The 15,831-nt window shown below is 73.1% G+C and carries 13 protein-coding genes; 10 read left to right on the top strand and 3 right to left on the bottom strand.

Annotation, left to right across the window (positions count from 1 at the left end; translation table 11 throughout):
* The first annotated feature begins 46 nt into the window (after positions 1-46).
* The 6 genes from ACFVR6_RS02565 (at position 47) to galE (ending at position 7,142) form a co-directional block, all read left to right on the top strand.
* Positions 47-1,384 carry a Gfo/Idh/MocA family protein gene (locus ACFVR6_RS02565; protein WP_386958518.1) on the top strand — a complete coding sequence of 446 codons (1,338 nt, stop codon included), beginning with the start codon at positions 47-49 and terminating at the stop codon, positions 1,382-1,384.
* Positions 1,381-2,316 (top strand): NAD-dependent epimerase/dehydratase family protein, encoded by a 936-nt coding sequence (locus ACFVR6_RS02560; RefSeq protein WP_386958516.1) that lies wholly within the window; start codon positions 1,381-1,383, stop codon positions 2,314-2,316. The genes ACFVR6_RS02565 and ACFVR6_RS02560 overlap by 4 nt, the downstream gene beginning before the upstream one ends.
* Positions 2,313-3,212, top strand: coding sequence for a 5-dehydro-4-deoxyglucarate dehydratase (locus tag ACFVR6_RS02555; protein ID WP_386958514.1), 900 nt, complete (start codon positions 2,313-2,315; stop codon positions 3,210-3,212). Before ACFVR6_RS02560 ends, ACFVR6_RS02555 begins: the two co-directional genes overlap by 4 nt.
* Positions 3,209-4,297 carry a mandelate racemase/muconate lactonizing enzyme family protein gene (locus tag ACFVR6_RS02550; RefSeq protein WP_386958512.1) on the top strand — a complete coding sequence of 363 codons (1,089 nt, stop codon included), beginning with the start codon at positions 3,209-3,211 and terminating at the stop codon, positions 4,295-4,297. The genes ACFVR6_RS02555 and ACFVR6_RS02550 overlap by 4 nt, the downstream gene beginning before the upstream one ends.
* Positions 4,298-4,364: 67 nt before the next feature.
* The gene (locus ACFVR6_RS02545; protein ID WP_386958510.1) at positions 4,365-6,122 is read left to right on the top strand and encodes a glycoside hydrolase family 35 protein; all 1,758 of its coding nucleotides are present in this window, start codon (positions 4,365-4,367) and stop codon (positions 6,120-6,122) included.
* A gap of 42 nt (positions 6,123-6,164) precedes the next feature.
* Complete coding sequence (galE, locus tag ACFVR6_RS02540; RefSeq protein WP_386958508.1) at positions 6,165-7,142, top strand: UDP-glucose 4-epimerase GalE; 978 nt, start codon at positions 6,165-6,167, stop codon at positions 7,140-7,142.
* Positions 7,143-7,292: 150 nt separating this feature from the next.
* On the opposite strand, the gene ACFVR6_RS02535 is transcribed toward galE, so the two are convergent.
* The gene (locus ACFVR6_RS02535; protein WP_386958831.1) at positions 7,293-8,273 is read right to left on the bottom strand and encodes a LacI family DNA-binding transcriptional regulator; all 981 of its coding nucleotides are present in this window, start codon (positions 8,271-8,273) and stop codon (positions 7,293-7,295) included.
* A 135-nt stretch (positions 8,274-8,408) separates the two neighbouring features.
* Between ACFVR6_RS02535 and galT the strand changes: the two genes are divergently transcribed.
* The 3 genes from galT (at position 8,409) to ACFVR6_RS02520 (ending at position 11,724) form a co-directional block, all read left to right on the top strand.
* On the top strand, positions 8,409-9,578 hold the full coding sequence (gene galT, locus ACFVR6_RS02530) for a galactose-1-phosphate uridylyltransferase (protein ID WP_386958829.1): 1,170 nt from the start codon (positions 8,409-8,411) through the stop codon (positions 9,576-9,578).
* Complete coding sequence (gene galK / locus ACFVR6_RS02525; protein ID WP_386958506.1) at positions 9,575-10,774, top strand: galactokinase; 1,200 nt, start codon at positions 9,575-9,577, stop codon at positions 10,772-10,774. The genes galT and galK overlap by 4 nt, the downstream gene beginning before the upstream one ends.
* 113 nt (positions 10,775-10,887) lie before the next feature.
* Positions 10,888-11,724: an alpha/beta fold hydrolase gene (locus tag ACFVR6_RS02520; RefSeq protein ID WP_386958504.1), complete on the top strand. Its 837-nt coding sequence runs from the start codon at positions 10,888-10,890 to the stop codon at positions 11,722-11,724.
* A 64-nt stretch (positions 11,725-11,788) separates the two neighbouring features.
* Here the strand turns inward: ACFVR6_RS02520 and ACFVR6_RS02515 are convergent, their stop codons facing one another.
* Entirely contained in the window at positions 11,789-12,349 is a 561-nt protein-coding gene (locus ACFVR6_RS02515; RefSeq protein WP_386958827.1) for a TetR family transcriptional regulator, read from the bottom strand.
* 55 nt (positions 12,350-12,404) lie between these two features.
* Between ACFVR6_RS02515 and ACFVR6_RS02510 the strand changes: the two genes are divergently transcribed.
* Complete coding sequence (locus ACFVR6_RS02510) at positions 12,405-13,460, top strand: SDR family NAD(P)-dependent oxidoreductase (protein WP_386958502.1); 1,056 nt, start codon at positions 12,405-12,407, stop codon at positions 13,458-13,460.
* Between the two features lie 67 nt (positions 13,461-13,527).
* Here ACFVR6_RS02510 and ACFVR6_RS02505 read toward each other — a convergent pair whose 3' ends face one another.
* Positions 13,528-15,831: a glycoside hydrolase family 3 C-terminal domain-containing protein gene (locus ACFVR6_RS02505; protein ID WP_386958500.1), complete on the bottom strand. Its 2,304-nt coding sequence runs from the start codon at positions 15,829-15,831 to the stop codon at positions 13,528-13,530.

Below are 15,831 nucleotides of genomic sequence, written 5' to 3'. Positions count from 1 at the left end.
GGGTCAGAAAACGTTTCCTGAAAGCGTTTCCTGACGTGAGGCTCCAATGTCGAAGACCCGCTACGCCCTGCTCGGCGCCGGCCACCGCTCGCAGATGTACGTCGACGCGATGACGGGCGAGCACGCCGGTGGCGCCGAGCTCGTGGCCATCGTCGAGCCCAATCCGGTGCGTGCGGCCTACGCCGCCGATCGCGCGGTGTCCCGCGGCGCCGCAGCGCCGGGCGTGTGGCACCCCGACGCCCTCGAGACCCTCATCGCCGCCGAGCGCATCGACCGCGTCATCGTGTGCGCGCGCGACGACCTGCACGCCGAGCTCATCGTGCGCTCGCTCGAGGCGGGCGCGGACGTCGTGGTCGAAAAGCCCCTCACGATCGACGCCGCCGGTGCCGCGGCGATCGAGGATGCCGTCGAGCGCACCGGCCGGGAGGTCGTGCTGACCTTCAACTACCGGTACTCACCGCGCAACAGCGCGCTGCGCCGCATCATCCAGGACGGCACGATCGGGGAGGTCACCTCGGTCGAGTTCACGTGGCTGCTGGACACCAAGCACGGCGCCGACTACTTCCGCCGCTGGCACCGCGAGAAGGAGCACTCGGGCGGGCTGCTGGTGCACAAGTCCAGCCACCACTTCGACCTCGTCAACTGGTGGCTGCAGCAGGAGCCGCGGCGGGTGTATGCCTCGGGTGGGCTGCGCTTCTACGGCGCCGACAACGCCGCCGCCCGCGGTCTCGGCCCACGGCCCGCGCGCGGCACACACGAGGGGGCACACGACCCGTTCGAACTCGACCTGCGCGAAGACCCGCGCCTGGCCGCGCTCTACCTCGACGCCGAGGAGCACGACGGGTACCTGCGCGACCGCGACGTCTTCGGCCCCGGCATCACGATCGAGGACAACCTGGCCCTCGTCGTGGACTACTCCCGCGGCGCGACGCTGTCGTACTCGCTCAACGCCCATTCCCCGTGGGAGGGGTACCGCGTCGGTGTCAACGGCACCCTCGGCCGCGCGGAACTCGAAGTCACAGAGCGCGGCGCCGTTCTCGCCGACGAGGGCCTGCACCCCGTGCTCGACCCCAGCGCCGTGGCCGCGGGCGACACGGCATCCCTCCGCCCGCAGGGGGAGCGCCTGCTCGTGCAGCGGCACTGGGAGGCGGCGTACGAGGTGCCGATCACGAGCGCCGCAGGCGGCCACGGCGGCGGCGACGCGCTGCTGCTGTCGGACGTCTTCGCCGGGCCGGGAGAAGACGCGCTGGGCCGGCCCGCCGACTGGCGCGACGGCGTGCGCTCCATCGCCGTCGGCATCGCCGGCAACCGTTCGCTCGAGACCGGGATGCCGGTGCGGGTCGGCGACCTCGGCATCCGCCTGCTCGCCGCGGAGGCGCCGTGAGTCGCATCGTCGTCACCGGCGGCGCCGGCCGGCTCGGCCGCAGCCTCACGTCGTGGCTCGCAGCCGCCGGTCACGACGTGCTCTCCCTCGACCGCGATACGGTGCCCGCCCTCGACGAGGCCGGTGTCCAGCAGCGCGCGATCGACCTCGGCGACGCGGATGCCACGCGCGCAGCCCTCACCGACGCGCGTGCCGACGCGGTCGTGCACCTGGCGGCGATCGCGGTGCCCTTCAGCGCACCCGAGCACGAGATCATGCGCGCCAACGCCACGCTCGCCCTCTCGGTGCTCGGCGGCGCGGTCGCTGCGGGCATCCCCAGGATCGTCGCCGCCTCGAGCCCCACCGTGCTCGGCTACGGCGCCCCGACCGGGTGGGTTCCCGACCGGCTGCCGCTGGACGAGCGCACGCCGCCGCGCCCCTGGAACGCCTACGCGCTGTCGAAGCTGCTCATCGAGCAGACGCTCGCGATGCTGCAGCGCCAGACCGGCGATGCCGTGCGGTACGCCGCGTTCCGCCCCTGCTACGTGCTGACCCCCGACGAGTGGGCGGGCGCTCCCACCCAGCAGGGTCACACGGTGCGCGAGCGCCTCGACGATCCGGCGCTCTCCGCCCCCGCGGTGTTCAACTACGTCGACGCCCGCGACGTCGCCGGCTTCGTCGACACGCTGCTGGCGGCCCTCGGCGACATCCCCAACGGCGAGACGTTCTTCGTCGGCGCCGACGACGCCCTGGCCCGCGCACCCCTCGCCGACCTCATCCCGCGGTTCTTCCCCGGCACCGAAGACGTCGCGGCCGGCCTCACCGGCACCGCTCCCGCCTTCTCCACCGCCAAGGCGCGGCGGCTGCTCGGCTGGGGACCGCAGCACACCTGGCGCACCGAGCTCGCCGCGGCGGACGCCGCCGACAGCCCCCGAAAGGACGTTCCCGCATGAACTTCGACGGCATCCTCTTCTTCCCCGTCACCCCGTTCGACGCCGCAGGCCACGTCGACGCCGACCTGCTGGCCGGCCACGTCGCCACCGGACTCGCCCACGGCGCCGGCGGAGTCTTCCCCTCGTGCGGCACGGGCGAGTTCCATGCGCTGTCCGCCGGTGAGGCGGCCACCGTGGTCGCCACGACCGTCACCGCCGTCGCCGGCGCGGTGCCGGTGGTCGCGGGCGCGGGCGGTCCACTCGGCCACGCGCTCGAGGTCGCCCGCCACGCCGCCGATGCCGGCGCCGATGCCCTCCTCGTGCTGCCGCCGTACCTGGTGGGGGCGCCGCAGGCAGGGCTCGTCGCGTACGTCGAGGCGATCGCCGCGGCATCCGACCTGCCGGTGATCGTCTACCACCGCGCGAACGCCCAGTTCACCGCCGACTCGATGCGCCGCCTCGCCGAGAACCCGAAGGTCGTCGGATTCAAGGACGGCGTCGGCGACATCGGCGCCGCCCAGCTCATCGTGCGCGCGGTCGCACGTGCCGGGCGCGAGGACTTCGCATTCTTCAACGGGCTGCTCACCGCCGAACTCACGCAGGCCGCCTACCGCGGCATCGGCATTGCGCTGTACTCCTCCGCCGCGTTCGCGATGGCCCCCGAGGTCGCCAACGCCTACTACCGGGCGTACATCGAGGGCGACGAGGCCCGGCGCCGGGAGCTGCTCGACGGGTTCTACGCGCCGCTGGTGGCGCTGCGCGACGAGACGCCCGGGTTCGGGGTGTCTCTCGTGAAGGCGGGGCTCCGCCTCGGCGGCACGCCCGTCGGGGGCGTCCGAGCCCCCCTGGTCGACCCGACGCCGGCGCAGGAGGCACGGCTGGCCGACATCCTCGCCGCAGGACGGGCGCTGGTGTGACCACCATCGCGGGGCTGCACTCCCGGCTCGTGCGCGTGCCGCTCACCCGGCCCTGGGGTGCGGACGTGACGAGCATCGGGGTCATCGCGACGCGCGTCGTGCGCAGCGACGGCGCCGAGGGCTGGGGGTTCTCCTGGACGCCGCAGATCGGTGCCGAGGCCGTGCAGGCGCTCCTGCAGCACGACATCGCCGCGACCGCCGTGGGCCGCCCGGCCGCTCCCGGGCAGGCGTGGCAGGGCATGTGGGAGCACCTGCACGAAGCCGGCGGCGGGGGCCTCACGACGATCGCGCTCGCGGGGCTCGATCTCGCACTGTGGGATGCCGCCGCGCGCGCAGCCGGCGGCTCGCTCACCGACCTGATCGGCCGTCGCCGCTGCGCGGTGCGTGCCTACGGCAGCGGCGTGAACCTGCACTACCCACTCGAGGACCTCGTCGCCCAGGCGCAGCGCTGGGTGGCTGCCGGGTTCGACGCCGTCAAGGTCAAGGTCGGCAAGCCCGACGTGGCCGAAGACCTCGAACGCCTCCGCGCCGTGCGCGAGGTGATCGGCCCCGACCGCGCCCTCATGATCGACGCCAACCAGCGGTGGGACCTCGACCGGGCGACGCGGGCGCTGGACGCCCTCGCCGCCGTGACGCCGGCGTGGATCGAGGAGCCGCTGCGGGCCGACGACCTCGCCGGCCACACCGAGCTCGCCCGGCGCCTGGCCGCCTCATCGGGCGTGCCGATCGCGGTAGGCGAGAACCTGCACACCGGCTACCGGTTCGCGGAGTACCTGCGCGCCGGTGCGGCGCAGATCGTCCAGCCCAACATCGTGCGCGTCGGCGGCATCACGCCGTTCCTGCGCATCGCCGACCTCGCGGCCGGTCATGGCGCGGCGCTGCATCCGCACCTGCTCCCCGAGCTGTCGGGGCAGCTGGCACTGTGCCTTCCGACGGCGCCCGGCGCCGCGGAACCACTCGTGGAGGACGTGGAGGATGCCGGCTTCGGTGCCCTCGGCGCCCTCGAAGGCCCCTCCCCCGTGGCGATCGCCGGCGGCCGGGCGACGGAGGTGGCGCACGACGGTCTCGGGCTGCGATTGCGCTGACCCGACACCGAGTTGACACGGCCCGGCGCCGCGCAGGGGGAAAACGGTTGCTGGATAGGCTGGAACGATGACTTCCCGCTTCCAGATCGGCGAGACCGACTTCCTCCTCGACGGCGAACCCCACCGCATCATCTCGGGTGCGATGCACTACTTCCGGGTGCACCCCGACCTGTGGCGCGACCGCCTGCGCACGGCCAAGCTCATGGGCCTGAACGCCATCGAGACCTACGTCGCCTGGAACGCGCACGAGCCGGTGCAGGGCGAGTGGAATGCCGCCGGCGGCCTCGACCTCGGCCGCTTCCTCGACCTCGTCGCCGAGGAGGGCCTGCACGCCATCGTGCGACCCGGTCCCTACATCTGCGCCGAGTGGCACAACGGGGGTCTCCCCACCTGGCTCACGGCCGACACCGACATGAAGCTGCGCAGCTCGGATCCCCGCTACCTCGCGGCCGTCACGAGCTTCCTCGACCGCATCAACGCGATCGTGGCGCCCCGCCAGATCGACCGGGACGGCAGCGTCATCCTGGTGCAGATCGAGAACGAGTACGGCGCGTACGGCGCCGACAAGGCCTACCTCGCCGAGCTCATCCGCCTCACCCGCGCGGCCGGCATCACGGTGCCGCTCACGCAGGTCGACCAGCCCATCCCGCACATGCTCGAAGGCGGCGCGCACGAGGGTCTGCACAAGACCGGATCGTTCGGCTCCCGCATCGGCGAGCGCCTGGCCACCCTGCGCGAGCACCAGCCGACCGGCCCACTCATGTGCATGGAGTTCTGGTGCGGCTGGTTCGACCACTGGGGCGAGAAGCACCACACGACGACCTTCGCCGATGCCGCGCGCGACCTCGACGAGCTGCTCGCGGCGGGCGCGTCGGTGAACATCTACATGGTGCACGGCGGCACGAACTTCGGCCTCACCAACGGGGCGAACGACTCCGGTCGCTACCTGCCGCTGGTGACCTCCTACGACTACGACTCCCCCATCACCGAGTCCGGCGACATCACCAGCAAGTTCCGCGCCTTCCGCGATGTGATCGCCAAGCACGCCCCGGTGCCCGACGAGCCGCTCCCCGAGCCCGTCGACGCCCCCGTGCTGCAGGTGGCGCTCGAATCGGTCGGCGACCCGCTGCCCCTCGTCGCGACCGACCGCGGGCAGTTCGACACCCCGCCGACGCTGGACGAGCTCGGCCCCGACCTGGTGCTGGCCGAGTACGCGGCATCCGTCGACATCGACCGCACCCGGGTGCTGGACGCCGACGTGCGCGACTACGCGTGGGTGTCGGTGGACTCCCGGCCCGTCGGCATCCTGCAGCGCACCGTCGGCGACCTCGCCCTGGCACTCCCGGCCGGACGCCGCCTGCGCCTGCTGGTCGAGGAGACCGGCCGCGTCAACTACGACACCAAGATCGGCGAACCCAAGGGCCTCGTCGGCGACGTTCGTCTGGACGGCGAGCCCCTCGCGGGCCCGTGGCACGTGCGCACCTTCGACGTTCCCGCGCTCGGACGGGCGGTGGCCGACGCCGCGGTGGCGACACCGGTGGCCGGTGGCCGCGCCGCAGGGCCGGTGGGCCTGCGCGCAGCATTCGACCTCGACGCGTCGGCTGACCTCTTCCTCGACACCGCCGGCTGGGGCAAGGGCTTCGCCTGGGTCAACGGGTTCTTCCTCGGCCGCTACTGGCGCCGCGGCCCGCAGCGCACGCTCTACGTGCCGGGCCCGGTCACCCGCGCCGGGCGCAACGAGGTCGTCATCGTCGAGCTCGAAGCGCTCACCGACGCCACTGCCCGCTTCGTCGCGCGTCCCGATCTGGGACACGAGGTCGAGTAGCCGAGGTCGGACGCGCGCGACGGCATCCGGCAGGATGGAGTCATGTCTTGGCTTGTCACCGGCGGTGCCGGCTACATCGGTGCCCATGTCGTCCGCGCGCTCGCTTCGGCGGGCCTCGACCCCGTCGTCATCGACGACCTCTCCAGCGGCCACGCGTCGTTCGTGCCGGAGGGGGTGCCGTTCGTGCAGGGGACGATCCTCGACCGTGAGCTGGTCACCCAGACCCTGCGCGAGCACGAGGTCGAGGGTGTCATCCACGTCGCCGGCTTCAAGTACGCCGGCGTCTCGGTGACCCGGCCGCTGCACACCTACGAGCAGAACGTCGAGGGCACGCGCGTCGTGCTGCAGGCGATGGCCGATGCGGGCGTCGACAAGATCGTGTTCTCCTCGTCGGCAGCCGTCTACGGCACCCCCGACGTCGAGCTCGTCACCGAGGACCTCCCCAAGCGCCCGGCGTCCCCCTACGGCGAGTCGAAGCTGATCGGCGAGTGGCTGCTGCGCGACCAGGCCGTCGCCACGGCCGACACCGACAAGCCGCTGCGGCACACGTCGCTGCGCTACTTCAACGTCGTCGGCTCCGGCGACCGCGATGTGTACGACACCAGCCCGCACAACCTGTTCCCGCTCGTGTTCGAGGCGCTCATCGAGGGCCGCACGCCCCGCATCAACGGCGACGACTACGACACCCCCGACGGCACCAACGTGCGCGACTACGTGCACGTCGCCGACATCGCCGCGGCGCACGTCGTGGCCGCCGAGCGCCTGGCTGCCGGCGAGCCCGTCGAGGCCGCGTACAACCTGGGGTCGCGCAACGGCCTGTCGGTGCGCGAGATCATGGATGCCATGGCGCGCGTGACCGGCATCGACTTCACGCCCGAGATCGCCCCGCGCCGCGCGGGTGACCCCGACCGCATCGTCGCGACCGGCGAGCTGGCCGCCCGCGACCTGCAGTGGGAGAACCGCTACTCGGTCGACGAGATGGTGCGCACCGGCTGGGAAGCCCGCCGGGCCGCGGACTGACCCACCGGCATCCCGCGCACTGATCCCCGCGCGGGGCGCCCTCGCGCGTCGCGGGCGTAGGAGATGTGGCGACGGTAGGACGGATGCCACCGCAAACGTCCTACGCTCGGCCCCTTGCCTACGCTCGCGACGCCGCGGTGCGCGCGGGGGTCAGCGCGCCGGCGGGGGCGCGGTGCTGTCGCGCACCACGAGCGTGGCGGGCAGCAGCGCCGGTGCGTGGCCGGCGCCCTCGATCGTGCCCTCGATGGCTCCGACGAGCGCCGTCACCGCCGCGGCGCCCAGCGCGTCGAAGTCCTGACGCACCGTCGACAGCGGCGGCCGGTAGTCGGCGGCATCGGCCACATCGTCGAACCCGACGACGCTGACCCGCTCGGGCACGGGCCGGCCGGAGTCCGCGAGGGCGCGCAGCAGCCCCAGCGCCATCTGATCGTTGGCGGCGAAGACGGCCGTGACGTCGCCGCCGAACGCCGCAGCGGCGCCCCGGCCGGATGCCGCGGTCCAATCCCCCCGCACCGGCGGCGGCACCGGGCGACCGGCATCCCGGAGCGCCTGACGCCACCCGCGCTCGCGCTCCCCCGCCGCGAACGACGGCTCGGGTCCGGCCAGGTGCCATACCGTGTCGTGACCGAGCCGCAGCAGGTGTTCGGTGGCCAGACGTGCGCCCTCGGCGTGGTCGGTGCCGACGACGGCGAACCGATCGTCGGGCGGTGAGTCCACGACGACGAGGGCCAGGCCCTGGGGCGCCGTGGCGTCGCGCACGACGGCGGTGGCCTCGTTCAGCACGATCGCCCCGTCGACCCCCTGGTCGCGCAGCCGCGCGAAGGCGTCGCCGATACCGGATGCCGCATCGAGCGTCACGACGGTGACGGCGTAGCCGCGGGCCGCGGCCGCCTCGACGACGGCCTGCAGCATGCGGGAGTTGCCGATGGTGGCCAGCGTCGTCGCGACGAGGCCGATCGTCTGGGTGCGCCCGGTGCGCAGCGCCCGTGCCGCGCGGTGCGGGCGGTAGCCGAGGTCGGCCATGGCCTGCTCCACCCGCTCCCGGGTGGCGGGATCGACCCGCGGGCTGTCGTTGACCACCCGCGACACCGTCTGCCCAGAGACGCCCGCCCGGGCAGCGACGTCGAGCATCGACACCCGGCGCGCGGAAACGGGCGCGCCGCCGGAACGCTCGGGATCCGCCATCGGGTCGTGGGCCACGGCATCCTCTCTCACCAGGTGATGTTGACGATAACACAGCCGCCGACGTAGCATGTTGACGTGAACATGCCAGAGCAGCACGACCTCGCCGCCGTCACCCTCGGTGCCGGTGTCGTCAAACGTCCCACGCGACTGGCCGACGGCCGGGAGCTCATCTACTTCGACGACCCCGACACGACGCTCGGTCCCGAGCGCGCCGTCGATGCCCGCACGCTCGACCCGCGCCCGGCGACCGCCACGATGCGTCAGGACATCCTCACCGGCGACTGGATCTCGGTTGCCGCCTCCCGGCAGAACCGCGCGTTCCTCCCGCCGGCCGAGCTCGACCCGCTCTCGCCGCAGACCCCGACCAACCCGTCGGAGATCCCGTCGCGCTACGACGTCGCGGTGTTCGAGAACAAGTCCCCCTCCTTCGGCCCGGCCCTCGCCGAGGCGCACGGCGATGCACCGGCAGCGACCGACCCGCCGCGCGGCATCGAGGACCTCGAGCACCTGGGGCTCGGGCGTACCCGCTCCTCCGTCGGCCGGTGCGAAGTGGTGTGCTTCAGCCCCGAGCACTCCGGCTCCTTCGGGACCCAGTCGGTCACGCGCGCCCGCACCGTGATCGAGGCATGGGCCGACCGCACCGCCGCCCTGTCCGCGCTCCCCGGCGTCGAGCAGGTGTTCCCGTTCGAGAACCGCGGCGAGGCGATCGGGGTCACCCTCCCCCACCCCCACGGCCAGATCTACGCCTACCCGTACATCACCCCGCGCACGACCCGGCTGCTCGACTCGATCGACCGCACCGCGCCCGATCTCTTCCAGCGCATCCTCGACTTCGAGCGGGGCAGCGAACGGGTGCTGCTCAGCGGCGAGCACTGGACGGCGTTCGTGCCGTTCGCCGCACGCTGGCCGCTGGAAGTGCACCTGCTGCCGCACCGCCACGTGGCCGACTTCAGCGAGACCTCCGATGCCGAGCGCGACGAGCTGGCGCCGATGTACCTGCGCCTGCTGCGCGGCATCGACGCGCTCTACGACTCCCCGACGCCGTACATCGCCGCGTGGCACCAGGCCCCGGTGCGCCACGGCCGCGACACCGTGCGCCTCAACCTGCAGCTGACGAGCCCTCGCCGCGCCGCCGACAAGCTCAAGTTCCTCGCCGGCAGCGAGGCGGCCATGGGCGCGTGGATCGGCGACGTGCCCCCCGAAGTCGCCGCCGACCGGCTGCGCACCGCCATCGAAGGAGTGTCCCTGTGACCGAGCCCTCTGCCGCATCCTCGGTGCGCGCCGCCCGCGACCTGTTCGCCACGCTGAGCGGCCACGAGCCGGACAGCATCTGGTCGGCGCCCGGCCGGGTCAACCTCATCGGCGAGCACACCGACTACAACGACGGCTTCGTGCTGCCGTTCGCCACCCCGCACCGCACCCACGTGGCCCTCGGCACGCGCACCGACGGGAACATCCGCGTCGTGTCGACCTTCGACCCGGTGCCGGTGGAGGTGGCCCTCGCCGACCTCGACGCACTCTTCCCGAGCGACGGCGACCTGCGGGTGCCGGAATGGTCGGCCTACCCGCTCGGCGTCGCCTGGGCGCTGCTGCACGCCGCCGCCCTCACCGCCGATGCGGTCACGGGTGTCGACCTCGCCTTCGCCTCCGACGTTCCGGTCGGCGCCGGCCTGTCGTCGTCGGCCGCGCTGGAGGGCGCAACGGCCGCCGCGCTGTCGGCCGCGTGGGACCTCGCCCTCGACGGGGCGACCCTCGCCCAGGTCGGCCGTCGCGCCGAGAACGAGGCGGTGGGCGCCCCCACCGGCATCATGGACCAGATGGCCTCGACGCTGGGCCAGCCCGACGCCGCGATCTTCCTCGACTGCCGGACGCTCCAGACCCAGGTCATCGACCTCGGCTTCGCGCCGGCCGGGCTCGAACTCGTCGTCATCGACACGCGCGTCAAGCACGCCCACTCCACCGGCGGCTACGGCGAGCGCCGCGCATCGTGCGAGCAGGGTGCCGCGATCATGGGCGTGCCGTCGCTGCGCGACGTGTCGGTGGCCGACCTCGACCGCGCCCGCGAGCTGATGGACGACGTCACCTTCCGGCGCGTGCGCCACGTCGTGACCGAGAACCAGCGTGTGCTCGACACCGTCGAGGCGCTGCGCACCGACGGACCCCGCGCGATCGGCGGCCTCCTCGACGCCTCGCACGTCTCCATGCGCGACGACTTCGAGATCTCGGTCCCCGAGCTCGACACCGCCGTCGAGGCGGCCGTCGCCGCGGGCGCCCTCGGGGCCCGCATGACCGGCGGCGGCTTCGGCGGCTCCGCGATCGCGCTCGTGGAGCACGACCGGGTGGCGGCGGTGACCGATGCCGTGACGCGCGCCTTCGACACCGCCGGCTTCGCCGCACCGCACATCTTCACCGTGGCACCGTCGGGAGGCCCCGCCCGCGACGCCTGAGTCTCGGCATCCACCCGCCTCGTTCCCCGCGCAACCCCTGGCGCGCGGGGAACGATGCGTTCTACCGTCTTCGTGAGCCGCGGCATCCGTCCCCCGCGGCGCGAGGAGACACCGTGGCGTACATCACCGTGGCGACCGAGAACTCTGCCGACATCGACCTCTACTACACCGACCAGGGCACCGGCCGTCCGGTCGTGCTGATCCACGGGTTCCCGCTCAACGGCGAATCGTGGACCAAGCAGCAGGCCGTGCTGCTCGAGGCCGGCTTCCGCGTGATCGCGTACGACCGTCGCGGCTTCGGCGCGTCGAGCAAGGCCGGTTCCGGCTACGACTACGACACCTTCGCGGCCGACCTGCACGCGCTGATGGAGGAGCTCGACCTCGAGGATGCCACGCTCGTCGGCTTCTCGATGGGCACCGGCGAGGTGGCCCGCTACCTCTCCCGCTACGGCGCCGCCCGCGTCTCGCAGGCCGCCTTCCTCGGCTCGCTCGAGCCGTTCCTGGCGATCACCGACGACAACCCCGAGGGCGCGGCGCCGGCGGAGTTCTTCCGCGGGACGGCCGACGCGGTGCGCGCGGACCGCTACGGGTTCGTGGGCGGCTTCTTCCGCGACTTCTACAACCTCGACGATCTGCTGGGCGAGCGCATCTCGCAGGAGGCGGTCGATGCGAGCATCGCGGTGGCCAACCAGGCCGGCAACACCGCCATCGCCGCAGCCCCGCTCACCTGGCCCACCGACTTCCGGGCCGACATCCCGCAGATCGGCGTGCCCGCCCTCATCGTGCACGGCACCGCCGACCGCATCCTCCCGATCGATGCCACCGCCCGGCGCTTCCGGGAGCTGCTGCCCGATGCCACGTACGTCGAGATCGAGGGCGCACCGCACGGACTGCTGTGGACCCACGGCGACGAGGTCAACGAGGTGCTGCTGGCATTCCTGCACTCGTGACGGTCGGGCGCGGGTGGAGCGGGCCGGGCTGGGCCGGCCGGGCGCAACGGGGCACCCGGCCGGCTCAGGCCGCGAACGCGCGCCGGAACAGCCGCCGGGCCCGGGCCGACGTCCCGGCACGCTCGGCCTCGTCGGTGCGGGCCAGCTCCCCCGCCAGCATCCCCGCCGCCATCATGATGTCGGCGGTGTCGACGTGCTCGCCGACGCGACCCGCTGCCCGCTCCCGGGCGAGGAGGCGCTCGACCACGTCGTGGAAGCGGGCGCCGAGGGCGATGACGGCGGGATCATGGCGGTTGCCCACTGTGAGGTCGATGAGCGCGGTGGAGACGACGGCCTGGTCGACGATGACGTCGAGGAGGTCATCGAGGGTGCGCTCCTCGGGGGCCAGGAACGCCTCGATCTCGGCGACGTTCTCCTCGAAGATGGCCGCCGCCAACGCGGTGCGATCGGGGAAGTGGCGGTACAAACTCCCCTGCCCGACGCCGGCGCGCTTGGCCACGGCGGAGAACGGCGCCGACAGTCCGGACTCGGTGAAGACCTCGCGGGCGGCCCGCAGGAGAGCCAGGCGGTTCTCCGGCCCGGCGGCCGGCCCCCGGTTGGTCTTACGGGGTGCTTCCGCTTCCATGTCCACGGGTATACGTTAGTACCGGACACACTTGTCCGGTAGAAGGGGAACCATCATGGCCACTGCACCACTCACCGGCGATTCCGCAATCGCCGACTGGCTCGCCGACCCGGCCGGCCACGCCATCCTTTCCGAGATGCTCGCTCAGGGCGGTCAGACGCCGGAGGTGTTCAAGCCGGTCAAGCGCCTGGCGATCAAGCGCCTCATCAAGCTGAGCCGCGGCTCGTTCACCCAGGAGATGCTCGACGAGCTCGTCCGCCGTGCCGCCGCCGGCGAGGTCCCCGAGGGCGTCGTCCCGGCCGTCGAGGTCACCGAGGAGACCGACGCCGCACCCACCGTGCCGCTGCGCGAGTGGACCGAGCGCCTCGACCAGGGCCGCTTCACGGGACAGACCCACATCGTCACCGGCGCCGGCTCCGGCATCGGCCGCGCCACCGCGTCGCGCGTCGCCCGCGAGGGCGGTCGGGTCATCGCCGTCGACGTCAGCCAGGAGCGCCTCGACGAGTTCGTCGCCGAGCACCCGGGGGCCGACATCACCCCCATCGTCGCGGACATCACCGACGACGCCGGCATCGCCCGCATCATCGAGGCCGCCGGCGACACGATCGACGGGCTCGCGAACATCGCCGGCATCATGGACGACATGACGCCGGTCGGCGACGTGACCGATGCCGTCTGGGACCGCGTCATCGCGATCAACGTCACGGGCACCATGAAGCTCATGCGCGCCGTGATCCCCACCATGCTCGCGCAGGGCGGCGGCTCGATCGTCAACACCGCCTCCGAAGCAGCCCTGCGCGGCTCGGCAGCCGGTGCCGCCTACACGGCGTCCAAGCACGCCGTCGTCGGGCTCACCAAGTCGACCGCGTTCATGTACGGCCCGAGCGGCATCCGCTGCAACGCCGTGGCGCCGGGAGCGACGATCACCAACATCGAGGCGAAGTTCGCCTCGCCGCTGGGCGCCGAGCGCGTGCGCGCGGCGATGGCGATCCTCCCCGACCCCGTCGAGGCCGACGCCCTCGCGGCATCCATCACCTTCCTACTGAGTGACGACGGCGTGAACGTCAACGGCGTCACCCTCGCCAGCGATGGAGGATGGTCGGCCGCCTGACCCGAACGGGCGCCGACAGGGCCTCGGGAGCGCATCAGCGCTGCCGAGGCCCGCTCTTTTCCCGTCCTCAGTCGGCGGCGCCGGGCCCGTTGGCCATGGCCACGAGCTGCTCGATCTGCTCGAACGTCACCGGGAGCCCGGGAAAGCCGGCGAGCCGGCCGATCGGGAACGAGCCCATCATCTTCTGCATCGCCTCGCCGGGCATGAGCGAACCCGCTCCCGCCCCGCCCAGGAGGCTTCCCATCGCCTCCTGCACGATGGGACCTGCGACGGGGTGGGTCAGCAGATCGGCCACCGACGATGCCATCGTCAGCGGCAGCACCACCTCGTCACCGACGATCGACACGGTGGCGGTGCCCCGCACGTCGCGGCTGGAGGCGGCGACCTCCACGAGGTACTCACCGCCCTCGACGAGCCATCGGTCGCTGCGGATGTCCCAGTGCGCGAGGTCGGCGCGCGGCACGGTGAGCTCGACCTCGCGGGTCTCCCCCGGCTCCAGCGTCACCCCGGTGAAGGCACGCAGCTCGCGCGGCGCCCTCGGCACGGTGGACGCGGGCACCGCGGTGTACAGCTGCACGACCTCCCGCCCGGCGCGGTCGCCGGTGTTGGTGACGGTCACGGTGACCCGCAGCACGTCGTCGGCGACGGATGCCGCGGGCGGGCCGTACGCGAACGAGGTGTACGACAGCCCGTGGCCGAAGGGGTACGCCACCGGCAGCGCGCGGGCGTCGAACCAGCGGTAGCCGACGAGGATGCCCTCGCCGTAGCGGACGTGCCCGAACTCCCCCGGGAAGTTGCCGAACGCGGCGGTGTCCGCAAGGCGCAGCGGAATCGTCTCGGTGAGCTTGGCCGACGGATTCACGACGCCGAACAGCACGTCGGCGGTCGCCCCGCCGCCCGCCTGCCCCAGGAGCCACGCCTCGACGATCGCCGGGACGTCGTCGCGGAAGGGCAGCGCCACGACGCCGCCGTGGGAGAGCACGACGACGGTGCGGGGGTTGGCGGCGACGACCGCCGCCAGCAGCGCCAGCTGGTCGGCGGGCAGGTCGATGTGTTCGCGGTCGAAGCCCTCCGACTCCGCCGCAGCGGGGAGCCCGAGGAAGACGATGGCGGTCTCGACGGATGCCGCGGCCTCGACTGCTTCGGCCACGAGCGCCGTGGCATCCGGCACGTCACCCGCCCCGTCGCCCGCCCCGTCGCCGGCTGCCGCCGCCGCGTCGCCGGCGACCGTGAAGCCGGCCGCGTAGACGACGTCGCCCTCGGCAAGCGCGAGGATCTCCTCCAGGGCGGTGTCGAGGCGGGTGGGGTTGATGAGCGATGACCCGGCGCCCTGGTAGCGCGGCTCCGCGGCGAACGCTCCGATGACCGCCAGCGACGCGTCCCGTCGCAGCGGCAGCACGGCGCCGTCGTTGCGCAGCAGCACGATCGACCGCCCCGCGGCCTCGCGGGCGAGGGCGTGGTGGGCGTCGACGTCGAGCGCGGCCGGCGCCGCGGGCCGGCGGCCGGTCCGCTGAACCAGGTCGATCACGCGCGAGGCGGCGAGGTGCACCGCCGCCTCGTCGAGGCTGCCGTCCTCGACCGCCGCGACCAGCTGCGCGTCGGTGCGCCCGCCGCTGGCCGGCATCTCGAGGTCCAGCCCCGCGACGAGCCCGGCCACGCGGTCCTCCACCGCGCCCCAGTCCGACACGACGAGTCCGTCGAACCCCCACTCGTCGCGGAGCACCCGCGTGAGCAGCCACGGATCCTCCGAGGCGTAGACCCCGTTGATGCGGTTGTACGCGCACATCACCGTCCAGGGCCGGGCTTCGGTGACGACGCGGTGGAAACCGCGCAGGTAGATCTCCCGCAGCGGCCGCGGGTCGATGTCGGCGCTCACGCGCAGCCGGTCGGTCTCCTGGTTGTTCGCCGCGAAGTGCTTCAGCGACGCCCCGACCCCGCGGGACTGGATGCCGCGCACCGCCGCCGCCCCGAGCACCCCCGACACCAGCGGGTCCTCGGAGTAGTACTCGAAGTTGCGTCCGCACAGCGGCGAGCGCTTGATGTTGATGCCCGGGCCGAGCACGACGGCGACGTCCTCGATGGCCGCTTCGAGCCCGAGCGCCGCCCCGACCCGCTCCACCAGCTCGGGATCGAACGACGACCCGAGCGCGACGGCGGGAGGGAAGCAGGTCGCCGGCACGCTCGCCCCGAGGCCGAGGTGATCGGTGGCGCCGATCTGCTTGCGCAGGCCGTGCGGCCCGTCGGTCAGCATGATCGAGGGGATGCCGACGCGCGCGACGGCCTTCGTAGTCCAGAAGTCCGCGCCGCTGGTCAGCGACGCCTTCTCCTGGAGGGTGAGATCGGATGCCGACGGGCGTGACTGCGGTGTCAT

The sequence above is a fragment of the Microbacterium sp. NPDC058021 genome (assembly GCF_042885955.1).
Classification (GTDB): Bacteria; Actinomycetota; Actinomycetes; order Actinomycetales; family Microbacteriaceae; genus Microbacterium.
This window is presented reverse-complemented; position numbering and strand designations above follow the sequence as displayed.

Bases quoted from the DNA above. Each gene is read 5' to 3' on its own strand.
- ACFVR6_RS02565 (WP_386958518.1), top strand. From the start codon at position 47: ATGTCGAAGACCCGCTACGCCCTGCTCGGCGCCGGCCACCGCTCGCAG.
- ACFVR6_RS02555 (WP_386958514.1), top strand. From the start codon at position 2,313: ATGAACTTCGACGGCATCCTCTTCTTCCCCGTCACCCCGTTCGACGCC.
- ACFVR6_RS02545 (WP_386958510.1), top strand. From the start codon at position 4,365: ATGACTTCCCGCTTCCAGATCGGCGAGACCGACTTCCTCCTCGACGGC.
- galE (WP_386958508.1), top strand. From the start codon at position 6,165: ATGTCTTGGCTTGTCACCGGCGGTGCCGGCTACATCGGTGCCCATGTC.
- ACFVR6_RS02535 (WP_386958831.1), bottom strand. From the start codon at position 8,273: ATGCTCGACGTCGCTGCCCGGGCGGGCGTCTCTGGGCAGACGGTGTCG.
- galT (WP_386958829.1), top strand. From the start codon at position 8,409: ATGCCAGAGCAGCACGACCTCGCCGCCGTCACCCTCGGTGCCGGTGTC.
- ACFVR6_RS02515 (WP_386958827.1), bottom strand. From the start codon at position 12,349: ATGGAAGCGGAAGCACCCCGTAAGACCAACCGGGGGCCGGCCGCCGGG.
- ACFVR6_RS02510 (WP_386958502.1), top strand. From the start codon at position 12,405: ATGGCCACTGCACCACTCACCGGCGATTCCGCAATCGCCGACTGGCTC.
- ACFVR6_RS02505 (WP_386958500.1), bottom strand. From the start codon at position 15,831: ATGACACCGCAGTCACGCCCGTCGGCATCCGATCTCACCCTCCAGGAG.